12 protein-coding genes are annotated in these 14886 nt (G+C 55.0%); 8 read left to right on the plus strand and 4 right to left on the minus strand.

The window, feature by feature from the left end:
* Positions 1-33 precede the first annotated feature (33 nt).
* Positions 34-1134, minus strand: a complete 1101-nt coding sequence (gene chaA, locus BS640_RS17470; protein ID WP_017491284.1) for a sodium-potassium/proton antiporter ChaA — start codon at positions 1132-1134, stop codon at positions 34-36.
* A 480-nt stretch (positions 1135-1614) separates the two neighbouring features.
* Here chaA and chaB point away from each other — a divergent pair, with 480 nt between their 5' ends.
* From chaB to BS640_RS17510, 8 genes are all read left to right on the plus strand, one after another.
* Positions 1615-1842 (plus strand): putative cation transport regulator ChaB, encoded by a 228-nt coding sequence (gene chaB, locus BS640_RS17475; RefSeq protein WP_017491285.1) that lies wholly within the window; start codon positions 1615-1617, stop codon positions 1840-1842.
* Between the two features lie 38 nt (positions 1843-1880).
* Positions 1881-3407 carry a carboxylesterase/lipase family protein gene (locus BS640_RS17480; RefSeq protein ID WP_017491286.1) on the plus strand — a complete coding sequence of 509 codons (1527 nt, stop codon included), beginning with the start codon at positions 1881-1883 and terminating at the stop codon, positions 3405-3407.
* A gap of 71 nt (positions 3408-3478) precedes the next feature.
* Positions 3479-4441: a UV DNA damage repair endonuclease UvsE gene (gene uvsE, locus BS640_RS17485; RefSeq protein WP_084913003.1), complete on the plus strand. Its 963-nt coding sequence runs from the start codon at positions 3479-3481 to the stop codon at positions 4439-4441.
* Positions 4442-4593: 152 nt separating this feature from the next.
* Positions 4594-5124: a GNAT family N-acetyltransferase gene (locus tag BS640_RS17490; protein WP_017491288.1), complete on the plus strand. Its 531-nt coding sequence runs from the start codon at positions 4594-4596 to the stop codon at positions 5122-5124.
* The gene (locus BS640_RS17495) at positions 5121-7193 is read left to right on the plus strand and encodes a hydantoinase/oxoprolinase family protein (protein ID WP_084913004.1); all 2073 of its coding nucleotides are present in this window, start codon (positions 5121-5123) and stop codon (positions 7191-7193) included. Before BS640_RS17490 ends, BS640_RS17495 begins: the two co-directional genes overlap by 4 nt.
* Positions 7183-9171 (plus strand): hydantoinase B/oxoprolinase family protein, encoded by a 1989-nt coding sequence (locus BS640_RS17500; RefSeq protein WP_084913005.1) that lies wholly within the window; start codon positions 7183-7185, stop codon positions 9169-9171. Before BS640_RS17495 ends, BS640_RS17500 begins: the two co-directional genes overlap by 11 nt.
* 28 nt (positions 9172-9199) lie before the next feature.
* Entirely contained in the window at positions 9200-10711 is a 1512-nt protein-coding gene (pdxR, locus tag BS640_RS17505; RefSeq protein WP_017491291.1) for a MocR-like pyridoxine biosynthesis transcription factor PdxR, read from the plus strand.
* Between the two features lie 11 nt (positions 10712-10722).
* Positions 10723-10992 (plus strand): cupin domain-containing protein, encoded by a 270-nt coding sequence (locus tag BS640_RS17510; RefSeq protein ID WP_017491292.1) that lies wholly within the window; start codon positions 10723-10725, stop codon positions 10990-10992.
* Here BS640_RS17510 and BS640_RS17515 read toward each other — a convergent pair.
* The 3 genes from BS640_RS17515 to BS640_RS17525 all read right to left on the minus strand — a co-directional run bounded on the left by BS640_RS17515 (position 10989) and on the right by BS640_RS17525 (position 14723).
* Positions 10989-13091: a peptidase domain-containing ABC transporter gene (locus BS640_RS17515; protein WP_017491293.1), complete on the minus strand. Its 2103-nt coding sequence runs from the start codon at positions 13089-13091 to the stop codon at positions 10989-10991. The genes BS640_RS17510 and BS640_RS17515 overlap by 4 nt on opposite strands.
* The gene (locus BS640_RS17520; RefSeq protein ID WP_017491294.1) at positions 13088-14371 is read right to left on the minus strand and encodes an HlyD family secretion protein; all 1284 of its coding nucleotides are present in this window, start codon (positions 14369-14371) and stop codon (positions 13088-13090) included. The genes BS640_RS17515 and BS640_RS17520 overlap by 4 nt, the downstream gene beginning before the upstream one ends.
* Positions 14372-14504: 133 nt before the next feature.
* Positions 14505-14723, minus strand: coding sequence for a hypothetical protein (locus tag BS640_RS17525; protein WP_017491295.1), 219 nt, complete (start codon positions 14721-14723; stop codon positions 14505-14507).
* Between the last annotated feature and the right edge of the window lie 163 nt (positions 14724-14886).

Genomic DNA, 14886 nt, shown 5'->3' on the forward strand with positions numbered 1-14886 from the left:
CTGGCGGCCTTTATTGTTTCTAAATGCTGAGACTTACAGCATGATAATCATCATGTAGGCGCAGAATAAAGCCAGGTGCGCGGTACCGTTCAAAACGTTGGTCCTTCCGGTCGAGAAGGAAATCTGACACAGGATAAGCACGGCCAGCATGACCACAATATTGGCTGGGGCCAGGCTGAACATCAGCTCTTGTCCGGTCAGGGTGGCGATAATGGTCACTGCGGGTACCGTCAAAGAGATGGTTGCCAGCACCGAACCGAAGAACAGGTTCATCGCACGCTGCACCTGATTTTTCAGCACTGCCTTCAGTGCGCCCAGCCCCTCGGGAGAGAGGATAAGTAACGCCACTAAAAAGCCGGTGAACTGTGCCGGAGCATTAAGTTCGGTGAGCAGCGTCTCGAGCGGGTTGGCGTTGAACTTGGTGACAGCAATAACCAATACCAGATGTACGACCAGCCAGAGCGCATGAGTCAAGTTTTTATGCGACGACGGCTTACCGTGAGGCGTATCCTCGTCTTCATCTTCGTGCTCATAAACAAACAGGCTTTGGTGCGTTTTGGTCTGAATCAGCAGGAATACCCCATACATTGCCGCCGAAATAGCCGCCACAAATAGCGCCTGTAGCGTGGTGAAGTTGCCCCCTGGCAGCGCCGCGGGCAGCACCAGTACGATGATTGCCAGCGGGAAAATGGCCATTAAATATTGTTTGATACCGCCGAGATTCACGTACTGGGTGGCAAATTTGCGTCCGCCGAGCAGCAGCGCGAAGCCGACCAGGCCAGAGGTGACAATCATAATGATGGAAAACAGCGTGTCGCGCATCAGGGCGGGTGCCGCGTCGCCCGTCGCCATGAGTGCCGAGATCAGACTGACCTCGAGAATCACCACCGACAGGCTGAGAATCAGCGAGCCGTAGGGTTCACCCAAACGATGGGCCAGCACGTCAGCATGGCGAACCACGCTAAAGGCGCTGGCAAGAATACCCAACAGTGCAATCAGGTTAATGCCTATCACGAAACCAAAGTTGCTGCTGTTGCCCCACAGCATTAGAACGATAAGGGCGATAATGGGGAAGACGAGAGAATACTCTTTATGACGGGATTTATGCTTGTGTTGGTCCTGTGCTGACACCATGGTAGTAATTTTCCTTATAAATGATGCTGTTCGTCAGGCAGTAAACGAGGATTTACCTGTGCGAAAAACATGGGGCCTGTCCGGAGAGAGTTTGATACCTCTATAATTAATAACAGTAATTTCTTGTTACATTGTAGCTTATGTTTCGGGCTGATGATACTAAAAATCCTATTGATGTGGTTTTTTATTTGTAGTGCGTATTTTAAGGGGTTAACTCTGTATTTACTGTGCCTTAACTAAGGTTTTTAGAAAGATAGCGTTAAATAAAGTCATTATTTAACAATGCTTTATTTGTGTTTTTTAGGTTAATGTCTTCTTTGAAAAGATAGGTAAATTAACGTGGTGGTAAGCGTGTTTGTCTCAGGTGTAAAAAAGTTGCCCGAATTTTCACGATTATGCCCAAATCCCGTTATCTTCAAGCGTAGCAGCTAGACTGATAGATGAGGCTAAACCGCCTGATTTGAAAAGAGGAGACTGCCTATGCCTTATGAAAATAGAACCGCACTGCCGGACTCGGTAAAGCATGTTCTTCCTGCACATGCGCAGGACATCTATAAGGAAGCGTTTAACAGCGCGTGGGAAGAATATAAGAGCCTCAATGAAAGACGAGGTGACGCAGGGCGTGAAGAAACCGCGCACAAGGTGGCCTGGGCCGCCGTTAAGCACTCCTATAAAAAGGGAGATGATGACAAATGGCATCCAAAATGATTGTCGACCTGGCAACACTCTCTTAAGAAGGATTCACCATGCCCGATGAACACACCCCTTTGGTGACAACAGACGCCGGAACGGTCGCGGGGGAATGGGATGGCGGTATCGCCACCTTTAGAGGCATCCCTTTTGCTGCGCCGCCGGTCGGGCCATTGCGCTGGCGAGCGCCGCAGCCGCCAGAAAAATGGCAAGGTATAAAGGAAACTAACCGCTTCGGGCAATCGAGTTGGCAAAATCGCGAATACTGTGTGGCGGTTGGAGGCGGTGACCCCGGTACCTTCAGCGAAGACTGCCTTTATCTGAACGTATGGACGGCATCGCCGGCGGCCGACGGTAAAAAACCGGTCATGGTCTGGATCCACGGCGGCGGCTACACCATCGGCTCCGGCGGTCTTTCTCCCTACATTGGCGCGCCGTTGGCCTCACGTGGCGTGGTGCTGGTTACCCTGAATTATCGCTTAGGGCATCTCGGCTTTTTTGCGCACCCGGCGTTAGACGCGGAATATGCCGCAGGAGAGGGGGTGAATAATTTCGCCCTGCTGGACCAGATTGCCGCGCTGCAATGGGTGCAAAACAATATTGCCGCCTTTGGCGGCGACCCTGACAACGTCACGATTTTTGGCGAATCGTCCGGTGCGCGCAGCGTGCTCTCCCTGTTTGCTTCGCCGTTGGCAAAGGGGCTGTTCCATAAGGGAATTGTCCAGTCGGCCTATACCTTGCCCGACACCACGCGGCATAAGGCGCTGCATCGCGGTAAGGCGCTAGCGCAGCACTTTGGCCTGACGCAGGCCACCGCCGAACAGTTGCGCGAACTCCCCGCCGAAAGCTTCTGGCCGCTGAGCGGAAAGCTGGGCGTTGCACCGGTCCCTATCGCGGGCGACAGCGTGCTGCCACAGCCGATGATAGAGACCTTTAACGCAGGCAAACAACATCCGTTGCCGCTGATTATTGGCAGCAACAGCGATGAGGCCAGCGTGTTGAGCTATTTCAATATCGATGTTGCAGGCGTGGTAACGCGGCTAAAAAAAGAGCATCCGCTCGGCCTGCGGCTGATTAAGTGGCTTTATCCCGGCGTTAAAAGCTCCCAGGAGCTGGGGCGTCAAATCAGCCGCGACATGGCGTTTACCACCATGGGCTACGTCGCGATGCTGGGCCAACATAAAGCCGGCGCGCCGGGCTGGCGGTATTATTTCGATTACGTTTCTGAAAATGCCCGTGCGCTGTGCCCACACGGGACCTGGCACGGCAGCGAAATCCCCTACGTCATGAATAATATGCACCTGATTGACGACGCTCAGATCCTCGGCGGCGGGTTTACTCCACAGGACCGGGCCTTCGCCGACGTGGTCAGCGAATACTGGCTTAACTTTGCCCGTCACACTGCGGTGCAGAGCACGCATATAGACGGGGATATCCATTGGCCAGCGTGGAAGCCGCGCGGTGACAAGACGCTGCGCTTTGGTCATCAGGGGCACGTCGGGCTTAAAGTTGAACAGCGTTTTATGCGCATGCGGCTTCGGCTGTTCCGCCTGTTAATGAATAAATTAGTTAGTCTGGAATAAAACCTCTCTTTGCGTCCGGCGCAAATCGCCGGCCAAAGCGGTTTTATCCTCGAACTTATAAAGGACGCAGCATGAAATTAGGATTCGCGTGTAAATACTTTGACTCTGAACTGCATCAGCCATTCCCTTTCAGAGCAACGACGCGCACTCGCTTTTTGAGCCTGAATAAAGACCAGCAGACCGCGCTGCTTTATGAAATAGCCGAGTCAAATTTAAAGAATCTTTTTCTGACGTTGCAGACACTGGCTGAGCAACCGCCCGCGTTAAGGATGATGAGAATAGGCAGTGATTTGCTGCCTTTATATACCGTTGTTCAGGCGGGGGCGTGCTATGCGGAATTCTTGCCAAGTTTGTATCCACTCTTTACGCGCTGCGGCGAGTTTGCCCGCGCACATGATATCAGGCTGTCGTTTCATCCCGGGCAATATACCGTGCTGGCGTCGGATAATCCGCAGGTGGTCGAAAGAGCGCTTGAGGACGTTGAATATCACGCGCTGTGTGCAAGATTAATGGGGTATGGGCGCATATTCCAGGACTTTAAAATCAATATTCACATGAATGGGAAAAAGGGCTTCGACGGTTTCAGCGCCTCTTTTAAAAGGCTAAGCCCGGAAGCGAGGCGGATGCTAACGGTTGAAAACGATGAAATTTCCTGCTCATTGGACGACGTGCTACAGGCGGCGGAATTATGTCCGATTGTGCTGGATATTCATCATCACTGGGTGAAGGAAAATGCTTTTATTCAGCCCGCCGATCCCCGCATCGAGGCGATAAAATCATCATGGAAAGGGGTGAGGCCCGTTTTACATTACTCCATTTCTCAGGAGGGGATAATTCCTGATGGCGGTTATCCAGACCAAACGACGCTGGGTGTTTCAAAAATGAAACTCAGGGCGCATTCGGATTATTATTTTAATGACACGCTCAATGATTGGGCGCTGTCATTTAGCGACTTCGATATTATGTGTGAAGTTAAAATGAAGAATATTGCCAGAGACCGGCTTTATGATTATTTTTTGTCTAAAAAACAATAAATTGCCATCTCTTGCGCTAACCCCGCCAACTCGGGTTAACCATCCCCCCTCTCTGGCACCATCGAATGCCGCCGGCTGGCGCTAACACCACTCCGGGTTCTGTGTTTTAAATGCCTTAACGTTTTTCACAGGGCAACCACACAGGTAACGGCATGGCTTGGGTTAATGATAATAAAATTGTCGAGTGGGTTCGCGGTGGCTATGAGCTCAGCACCGACCGCGACCGGCTCGACATCGAGAAGATTCACCATTTCCTTTCCGAACAGTCTGACTGGGCCAGAGGGCAGTCGCGCGATACGCTCATGCGTTCTATTGCCCACTCTTTGGCGCTCGGGCTTTATTATCAGGGCCAGCAGATTGGTTTCGCCCGTATCGTCACCGACTTTGCCCGGTTGGCCTATGTGATGGATATCTTTATCGACGAAGCCTTTCGTGGCCGTGGGTTGGGCACCTGGCTGTCGGCGGTGGTGCGCAGTCATCCCGATTTAGTCAATGTTTCGAAATGGATGCTCACCACCCGCGATGCGCAGCCGGTTTATCAGCGCGCTGGCTGGAATCTGGTGACACATCCCGAGAGCATAATGGAAATTACCCGCGCTAATCCCGCCGCTCATTGCACGATACCGCTAGCCGAGACGCGTCTCACCGTTAAGCCATTCATAACAAAGGACGGCCCCCAATGACTTACCGAATTGGCGTAGATATCGGGGGATCGTTTACCGATTTCGCCGTTCTTGACGAGCGTGACAACAGTATTCGCACCCTGAAAGTGCTGTCGCGTCCCGATAGCCCCGGCAGCGAGATAACCCGCGGTTTAGGTCTGTTGAGAGAAAAGTTCGGCATAGAACCCGCCGAGGTGCATTACTTCACCCACGGCACCACGGTGGGGGTTAACGCGGTGATTCAGCGTAAGGGCGTCAAGCTGGCGCTGTTCACCACCGAAGCCTTCGAAGACGTGCTGGAGCTGGCGCGGCTTAAAATCCCGCATATCCATGACCTGTTTTCCCGTCGCCCCGAGCCGTTAATCAGCCGTGACCGCGTATTTGCCATCAAGGAACGCACCGACGGTCAGGGCCGCGTGCTGCAAGCTGTCGACCGAGACTCAGTGATTGCCGCAGTGGAAAAGGCGAAAGCACTGGGCTGTGAAGGCATCGTGGTGGCTTTTCTGCACGCCTACCGCAATCCCAGTAACGAGGTGCAGGTGCGCGAAATGGTCGCCGAACTGGCCCCCGAGATGCTGACTTCATGCTCGGGCGAAATTTGGCCGATCATTCGCGAATACGAACGCACCATTACCGCAACCATCAACGCTTACGTACAGCCCAAGGTCATCAATTATCTGGGCGCGTTTGAGCGCGCGCTCAGCGAGATGGGCGTGCCGGTCCCGCCGAGGATAACCAAGTCTAACGGCGGCGTGATGGGCGTCGAGCAGGCCAAGGCCGAGTGCGTACAGATGATTCTTTCAGGCACCGCTTCGGGTGTGATTGGGGCGGGCTACATCGCCGACCAGTGCGGCTACGACAAACTGCTCAGCCTGGATATAGGCGGCACCAGCGCCGACGTAGCCGTCATCGTCGAAGGCAGACCGGAATACGGCAGCGGCGAAGCGATCGGCGAATTCCAGATTTTTATCCCTTCCGTTTCCGTCACCTCGGTCGGTCAGGGCGGCGGTTCACTGGCGTGGATAGACAGCCTGGGCGTATTGCAGGTTGGCCCCGACAGCGCCGGTTCACTGCCTGGCCCGGTTTGTTACGGGCGCGGCGGTCAGCAGGCCACGGTGACCGACGCCTTTGCCGCCTGCGGGTTGCTTGGGCACGGCTCACTGGGCTACAGCGCCGTCAGCGTCGACGTTGAGGCCGCGCGCCGTGCGGTAGCGCTGCTGGCAAAACCGCTGGCTATTTCGATTGAGGAGACCGCCGAAACCCTCATTCAGCTGGCTATCTCGAGCATGTATACCGACACCAGCGGGTTGATCTCACGCTTCGGCATTGACCCGCGCGAGTTCTATTTTTTGGCCTTCGGCGGCGCTGGCCCGATGATGGGCTGCTATCTGGCCCGTGGACTGAACATGAAAGGCGTGGTGGTGCCGCCTACGCCGGGCGTGCTCTCCGCGCTGGGTGGATTGGTCGCCGACCTGAAAAACGACTTCATCCGCACGCTGTATCGCGACCTGAATACGCACAGCCTGACGGAGATGACCGAGGCGGCCGCGCAGTTGAAAGACGTCGCTGAGGCGTGGCTGCGGCGCGAGCACGGCGTTGATTTACCCTATAGCCTGCAATTTTCGGCGGATATGCGCTATCGCGGGCAGTCGTTTGAAATTGACGTTGCGCTTAACCCAGACTGGCTGGCGCAAGGCGACCTGGACGCCATCAGCCAGGCGTTTAATCAACAGCACCTGAAGCTGTTCGGTCATTGCGATGCCCGTGCCGCCATGCAAATTATTAATTTGCGTCTGGTCATCAGCTCACCAACGTCACGGCCCGACCTGATAAAACTGCCGCACAGTAACGCGGCGGTCATTCCACAATCCATTGTCAGCGCATGGGTAGACGGCGCTCAGCGCGATGTGCTTGTGGTGCGCCGCGAGACCCTGCTGGCAGGCCAGCGTTTTACCGGTCCGGCCATTGTCTCGCAGGACGACTGCACCACCTGCATACCTACCGGAATGCAGGTCGAGGTAGATACCTTCGGCAATCTGGTCATTACGCCGTTACAGACAAACACTGAAGAGGTGGAACATGGCTATTGATGGTCGTAATTTACAAATTCTGGCGAACTACTGCGCCGCCGCCGCTGATGCAATGGCCTTTACCCTGATGCGTACTGCCCACTCGACCTTCGTTAAAGAAACTGAGGATTTCTCCTGCCAGATAGTCACCCGCGAGGGGCTGGCCTTCGCCTCGCCGCGCAGTTTTGGTGCACCCTGGTACAGCGGCATCGATTATGCACCGGTTCTGACGCTTATCGAAGACTATCAGGAGGGCGATATCTGCATCACCAATGACTCTTACGCCGGAAACGTCGCCACCCATTCGCCGGATATTCACATTTGGAAACCGGTGTTTTATCAGGGGCAGATAGCATGCTTCGTGGTCGGCCACATTCACAACACCGACGTGGGCGGTGCGGTACCTGCCTCGCTGTCGCGTAGCCTGACCGAAATTGTGCAGGAAGGTTTGCGCATCCCGCCGATAAAGATCATCAGCGGCGGCCAGCTCAATGAAGATGTGGCACGGATTATGCGTCTTAATGTTCGTGCGCCGGACCAAAATTGGGGCGATTTCAACGCACAGATAGCCTCGGTAAACATCGGTGAACGCAAGGTGCAGGAGATTATTGCCCGCTTCGGCATCGACGACTTCCTGCAAGGCGTCGAAGGCATCCTCGACTACGCCGAGCAGCAGGCGCGCAACATCATCGCCACGATTCCAGACGGAGAATACTTCTATGCCGATTATGCTGATGAAGATACTGACGGGGGCTATCCCTGCCGTATCGCGGTTACGCTGCGCGTTACGGGTGAAACCCTTGAGCTGGACTACACTGGCAGCGATCCGCAGCTCACGTCCTCACTAAATATGCCCACCGGCGGGCGAGAACGTCATCCGCTGGCGCTGGTAGGCGTGACTTACGTGCTCTCGACGCTTGACAGTCGTCTGCTGCTTAACGCCGGAACGCTGCGGCCAACACGGGCGATTTTGCCTGCCGGCACGGTGATGAACTGCGAGGAACCCGCCGCGGTGGGAATGCGTTCCTTGACCTGCGCGGTCTCACAGATTGCCACGCTGGGGGCGTTTTCACTGGCGATGCCCGAAAGGCTGCCCGCCAATTCGCCGGGCGGCAACTCTATCGTCAATATTAAAACCGTGGATGCACAAAGCCGCACGGTGGTGGCCTCGATAGGTCCAGTGGGCGGCGGTGCGGGGGGGACACCGCGTCACGACGGGCCGGACGGATCGGGAGGACTCTCGGCGTTTCTGAAAAACACCCCGGTTGAAATTAACGAAGCCGAGGTACCGATCCGCGTGCGCCGCTACGGATTGTACCCGGACAGCGGGGGCGCAGGGCGCTATCGCGGCGGACTGGCAACGGTGATGGAGTTCGAAGTCACCGCACCCAATACCGTGGTCACGGCGCGTAACCGCAATCGCTCGGTGTTTGCCTCGGCGGGCGCGGCGGGCGGCAACGCCGGTAAAAACTCCCGTTTTCAGACCCATCCCGACACCGAACGGCAGGTTGAACACGGCAACATCGACGTTATCAAATGCGGCCCGGGTGACGTTGTGCGGTTGATTGGCCCTGGTGCAGGAGGCTATGGCCCGGCGCGTGAACGTTCGCCGCAAAGCGTACTGCGCGACGTGCAGTGCGGGTTTGTCACCGTCGAGGGCGCACGCCGCGACTATGGTGTCGTGATAGTCGACGGTGATATCGACGCCTTCGAGACGGAAATAACCCGCAGCGCGATGCCTGAACCGAACGGTGAACACTTTGACTATGGCAGCGCGCGCTCGGCGTTTGAGGCCGTCTGGACACGGGCACGCTATGCGATTCTAACCGAATTTCTCGCCACCATGCCGGTCGTCTGGCGACACTTCCTCAAGCATCAGGTATTTGCCGCAGTGTCCACACAGCCTACGCCGCAGGATGAACAGCAGATGGCACGGCAAATGGCCGAGATTTTGCATGGTTTAACCGACAAGTTTCCGGCCATTCGCGGACTAGGCTAAACCTTTAAAACAGTGAGGACAGGCTCGGATGATCAACTTATCGATTCCGAAGACTCTCGACAGTAAATCGCACGGCTCATTGCAGTCGAAGCTGCGTGAGAAGATTTCCGAAGCCATCGCCTGCGGGGACTTCGAAGAGGGACAGACGCTGCCCGCGACCCGCACCATGGCCGAGCAGCTGAAGATTTCCCGCAATACGGTCACGCTGGTGTATGAGGAGCTGGCGGCGGAGGGCATCCTGATTTCGGCGCAGCGACGCGGATTTTACGTCGCGCCAGATGCGATGTCTCGCCTGCCGCAGAGTCGTCCGATGGCTCAAAGCCCTGCCAGCGTCGACTGGGACAGCAAACTGGTGATTAATCCTGCCGAGATGGAGCACATTACTCATCCGCACGACTGGCGCACCAAGAAATACACCTTTATGTATGGGCAGCACGACCGATGGATTTTTCCGATCTCCAGCTGGCGTAAATGCAGCCGCGATTCGCTCTCGTTGCACGATATGTACGACTGGACCGTGGATTATGTTGATGAAGATGATCCCGTGTTGCTCGACGCGTTTCGTCGGCGGGTCTTGCCGCGTCGCGGGTTCAGTGCCGGTACTCAGGAAGTGCTGGTCACCGTCGGGGCTCAGCATGCGCTGTTTCTGGCGATTCAGTGCCTTATCCGCCCCGGCATGGTGGTAGGCATTGAGGATCCTTCGTATCCCGATGTGCGTAACTTGATGATTTTCCACGGTGCGGTGCTGAGGCCGCTGCCAGTGGATGAAGACGGACTGATTATCAGCGAGGCGCTACGCGGCTGCGATATTCTGTATGTCACGCCGAGCCATCAGTCACCGACCACCGTGACGTTGTCACCAAGCCGTCGTCGCCAGCTGCTGCAAATGGCTAAAGACTACGACTTTATTATTATTGAAGACGACTACGACACCGAGTCGCGCTTCGGCAGATACCCGTCCAGCGCGCTAAAGTCTATCGACACAGACGGACGCGTGGTCTACGTCACCAGCCTGTCAAAGCTGCTTTCACCGGGACTTCGGGTGGGGTTTTTGGTCGGTCCGGCGCCGTTCATTCGCCAGGCTCGTGCACTACGGCGCATGAGCATTCGCCACCCTGCGGCCAATAATCAGCGCACCATCGCGCTGTTTCTTAAAGGCGGTTATTACGAGTCGTTGCTCAAGCGCTTTCACGAGGAGTATGCATTGAGGTGGCGTACTTTGCAGGAAGCGCTGCGCCAGTTTATCCCCTGTGCCGAGGTGGCTAACTCAGAAGGCGGCAGCTCCGTATGGCTGCGCCTGCCTGCCGAGATAAACACCCGTGAACTCTCAAAGCGTGCCTATGCGCGCGACGTTTACATTCAGCCGGGCGAGAGCTATTTTCTGCCGCTTTCCAACTCGACCCAGACGAGGCCAACAAACTATATGCGCATCGGTTTTTCGTCGATCAAAGTCGAGGATATTGCCGAGGGTATTGCCATTGTGGGCGGCGTGGTGGATGAAATGCTCTCGCGCGAAACCAGAAAAAGAGTGGGCGAATGAGGGGGTAGACGGTGGCTAATCAACAGCGGCTGATTGCCGAGCCGGGTGATGCGGTGTTTGTGACTACGGGAACCGTCCATGGTTACCCGTTGAACTTTCACTTCACGCGTTTTATCGGCTTCCTGCCGGCCACGGTAGTCGAAAACTTCTTCCGTGTGCTGGGTGGCCCCTGGGCTGAACCGGTATTTCCGCACCGCCCGGGCGAACTGCATGTCGAACGGGTGATGGCTAAACTCGACCCGCTCGACCTTCATCTCTGCGGCGAGCGTCCGCAGCGTTAGCTTCCCAGCACAATCACGCGGTCAGCGGAGGCTATTGTTGAAGGACGGTGTGCGATGATGACACGCGTAACCTTTAGCGCAGCAATCGAGGCATTAATGTGTGCCTCGTTTTCAACGTCAAGATGGCTGGTGGCCTCGTCGAGGAACAGAATGCTCGGTCGGCGGTACAGCGCACGCGCAATCAGCAGGCGCTGTTTCTGGCCACCGGACAGACTGCCGCCCAGTTCACTTATCAGTGTTTCATAACCCATCGGCATCGCCATGATATCGTTATGAATATTACAGCGCTTGGCGCAGTCGATCAGGTGTTCGGGATCGTTCTGTTCTTCAAAGCTGGCGATGTTCTCTGCGATGGAACCGGCGAACAGCGTATCGTCCTGTAATACGCAGGCGATGCAGGCGCGGTAATTGTTGACGCCGGCCTTGCTGATGTCTATCCCGTTGAGGCGCACCTCGCCCGAGGTTGGCAGCAGCAGCCCGGAAAGCAGCTTCATCAGCGTGGTTTTTCCCATGCCCGAAGGGCCGGTTATCGCCACACTTTCACCTGCCGCGACGTTAAGAGTGAGCTCTTTAATCAGCGGCGCGGACAGCACGTCATACTGGAAGGAGACATTGTGTACCTCCAGCGCGGCGGGCTCTCCCTGGCGTAGCAGGGCGCGCTCGGTAACGTAATGTTCCTCGTCGGTAAGGGCAATATCGGCGATACGCTCAGAGTGTAGAGACAGCATCCGCAGCTGCAACACCATGTTCAGCAGGTTCGCCGCTCTTTCCGAAAACTGTCCGCGATAAGTGTTAAAAGCCACAAACATACCCAGCGTCATGTGGCCATCAATCACCTGATTCGCTCCCAGCCACAGCAGAACAATCTGGTCGAGGGTGGCTATCAGAGTGTTGCCACCCTGGAACATCATCTCGTAACGCGTCTTACGCACGGTCGCGTTAGCGGTGTCGATATTCATATTCAGCCAGCGCTGCGCACGATTGGAGGACAGGCCAAGCGCCTTCAGCGTGCCCATGCCGTACAGCGTTTCCATAAAGTGCGAGCTGGCGCGTGCGGTCTTCACCAACTGCTCCTCGGAAATCTGCCGATAGGTGGAGTAGGTACTGAGTCGGAACAGGCAGTAAAGGGTGGTGAATCCGAGGATAACCCACACCAGCCAACCGCCGTAAAGGATCATCATCACTATCAAACCCACCGACATGATGCCGTCCATCAGGCTGTTCACTACGTTCGAGGTCAGCGTGCTGCGCAAGGTGTCGAGCGAAACGAAGCGGGACTGAATGTCACCGAGTTTGCGTTTCTCGAAATAGGCCAGCGGCAGGGCGAGCAGGTGGTCAAACAGCCGGGCCTTCCACTGAACGTCAATTAGCGTGGTCATCACCAGCTGGGTCCAGGATTTAAGGACGCTGATGCCGGTTCGAAACAGCACGAAGAACAGCAGGCCCAGGCAAATGAGCGTGAGCAGATTGGCGTCCTGCGCCGGAATAACGTGGTCCATGACCAGCTGCATGCCGACCGGCAGAAGCAAATTCACCGACTCTATCAGCAGCGAGAAACAGAACAGCTTAGTGAGGGTGCCGACGATGCCGCTGACGTTACTGGCCATACGACGCAGGTTGAGGCGGTTAACGTTTTTGGTGTGGCTAAAGTCGGCATCGGGCCAGACTTCGAGCGCGATGCCGGTGAAGTGGGCCGACAATTCCTGCAATCCCAGCACGCGTTTGCCGAAACCGGGATCGTGGATAACGATGCGACCACGTTTGACCGAGATAAGCACCACAAAATGGTTCATATCCCAGTGCAGAATACAGGGCGTTTTCAGCTCGGTGAGTTCGTCGAGGTCCAGGCGCAGCGCGCGTGACTTCAGATTCAGCTGCTGGGTCACGCTCATTAACGTTTTCAGGGTCACGCCGCGCGTCGAAACATCAAACTGCTGGCGCAGGCTCAGCAGATCGGTTTGCATGCCATAATATCCGCAAATCATCGCCACACAGGCCAGACCGCACTCTGCGGCCTCGGTCTGGATTATCTGTGGCACTCGGCGGCGGAAGCTAAAATGTAACTTTTGTACGAGTTCGTCCAACGGCTCTGTGTTCATTCAACCGGTCCTGTAATGCTTTTCTTCAGGCTGTAGTATGGGGAGAGCATCCATTGATACAGCGGGCGTTTTTCGAGAAACAGGGTGGTTTCAGCCTGCATTCCGCTCGACAAGGCTAAAGGTTGGCCGTGCCAGGAGAGCGTGCCTCGCTTCAGAGCGACGATGGCCTTGAAATAGCTGCCGTCGACGGCGCCGGTGCTCATGCGCGGCGCGCTAACGTAGCCCGACATCTCTTTTGGCGTGCTAGGGGCGCTGGCAACCGAAATTATCGTGCCGGGAAATTGGCCATATTTCTGGAAAGGGAATGCGGCATAACTGACATTTATGGTCTCACCCAACTTGACGTAAGGACGACTGGCATCCGGCACCCAGGCGACCAGATAAAACGCATGCTCGCTGTCTGGCACCAGCTGTACCAGACTATCCCCGGTATTAACCATCTGGCCGGGAGTCACGCTCAGTGACGAGATATTTCCCGCCGTGGGGGCGGTGATCATAATCAGATTTCGGGCATTAGCCTCTGCCAGTTCGCGATCCAGACCTTGTTGCTGGTAGATTGATTGGGAAATCTGATTGTCAAACTCTGCGGCCTTAGTCACTTTCTGGCTCTGCAAATTGCTGATTTGCAGAGACTGCTGGACCACCTGCGCGGTGAGATTCTGATAGGAACTCTGCTGCTGGTAATACAAGTAACGCTGGTTGTTCAGCTGATCGGAGGTGATTAACCCTTTCTTCAAGGAATCATTATAAGAGGCAAGGCTTTTTCCCATCGACTCCAGGCCGTCTTTTGCGGAAGCGAGCATTTTATTCAGGCCAATCTGCGCCTGCTGATATTGTTCGAGCTGCTGCTGCAGGTTGGCTAAGGTGGCAGCCTTATTGCTGCGCTGCTGGGCCACAATATCTTCGAGCTGCTGTTTCTGCTTATAAATAGCGTCCAGGGTGGAGGTGCTGACATTGCCCGACTGGCTAATCTGGCTGACGTCTATTTGATACAGCGACTCACCGGCTTTTACACGTTGACCGTTTTTAACCAGCAGCTTCGAAATAACGCCCTGCTGGGGAGAAAAAAGGTTAATGGTATACGGCTGAGTAATCACTTCAGCGCTGACGTTTATTCGACGGGTATAGTTGGCAAAGATCAGAAATAGCAGAAGTAAAACCATGAATAGGCTGGTCAGGGAGACGGTAATCCATAGCGGCCAGCCTTTAAGCAATAGCGCCTTGCCAAGCCACTGAGTCTGCTGCTGAGTGGCGACTTCCTTACGGAAAAGTGCGGACATCAAAATACTCTGTCAGAGGGCTTATAAAACCACCTATAGCCTGAACTATAGGTGGAGAATGTTACACGCTGGCCATGCTAAAGAGGACTGATGATTGACCAGTATGTGACATGAATATAATAGGTTATGGATTTTATACCAGAGCTTCTAACGCGCCAGTCACACCCAGTGCGTTCAGTGCGCCGGTCACACCGGTGCCTACATTATCAAGTACGTCAGGAACGGTTGTGGTTACAACGGTTGATACGGTATTCAGAGCAACACCCACGGTATCGGCAACGTTAGAAATCAGGCTCGACAACAAACCGCCACCGGCAACTTGTTCAACTTCGATAGTGTTTAATTCTTTCATAATAACCTCCGAAATTATTGATAAAAGCTTAATAATGATCGCTGATTTTTTTCAGAGATACGCCAAGGCATCACCTTGCGATCATGGGTTTACTCTACCCTATCTTATTGAATTTGGCTTATTGTTATGTGAGAAAAGTGTAAAATTTCACATATTATATTAA

The organism is Rouxiella badensis (assembly GCF_002093665.1).
Taxonomy (GTDB): Bacteria; Pseudomonadota; Gammaproteobacteria; order Enterobacterales; family Enterobacteriaceae; genus Rouxiella; species Rouxiella badensis.

Excerpts from the sequence above, each read along its gene's own strand:
- chaA (WP_017491284.1), bottom strand. The coding sequence starts at position 1,134 with ATGGTGTCAGCACAGGACCAACACAAGCATAAATCCCGTCATAAAGAG.
- chaB (WP_017491285.1), top strand. The coding sequence starts at position 1,615 with ATGCCTTATGAAAATAGAACCGCACTGCCGGACTCGGTAAAGCATGTT.
- BS640_RS17480 (WP_017491286.1), top strand. The coding sequence starts at position 1,881 with ATGCCCGATGAACACACCCCTTTGGTGACAACAGACGCCGGAACGGTC.
- uvsE (WP_084913003.1), top strand. The coding sequence starts at position 3,479 with ATGAAATTAGGATTCGCGTGTAAATACTTTGACTCTGAACTGCATCAG.
- BS640_RS17490 (WP_017491288.1), top strand. The coding sequence starts at position 4,594 with ATGGCTTGGGTTAATGATAATAAAATTGTCGAGTGGGTTCGCGGTGGC.
- BS640_RS17495 (WP_084913004.1), top strand. The coding sequence starts at position 5,121 with ATGACTTACCGAATTGGCGTAGATATCGGGGGATCGTTTACCGATTTC.
- BS640_RS17500 (WP_084913005.1), top strand. The coding sequence starts at position 7,183 with ATGGCTATTGATGGTCGTAATTTACAAATTCTGGCGAACTACTGCGCC.
- pdxR (WP_017491291.1), top strand. The coding sequence starts at position 9,200 with ATGATCAACTTATCGATTCCGAAGACTCTCGACAGTAAATCGCACGGC.
- BS640_RS17515 (WP_017491293.1), bottom strand. The coding sequence starts at position 13,091 with ATGAACACAGAGCCGTTGGACGAACTCGTACAAAAGTTACATTTTAGC.
- BS640_RS17520 (WP_017491294.1), bottom strand. The coding sequence starts at position 14,371 with ATGTCCGCACTTTTCCGTAAGGAAGTCGCCACTCAGCAGCAGACTCAG.
- BS640_RS17525 (WP_017491295.1), bottom strand. The coding sequence starts at position 14,723 with ATGAAAGAATTAAACACTATCGAAGTTGAACAAGTTGCCGGTGGCGGT.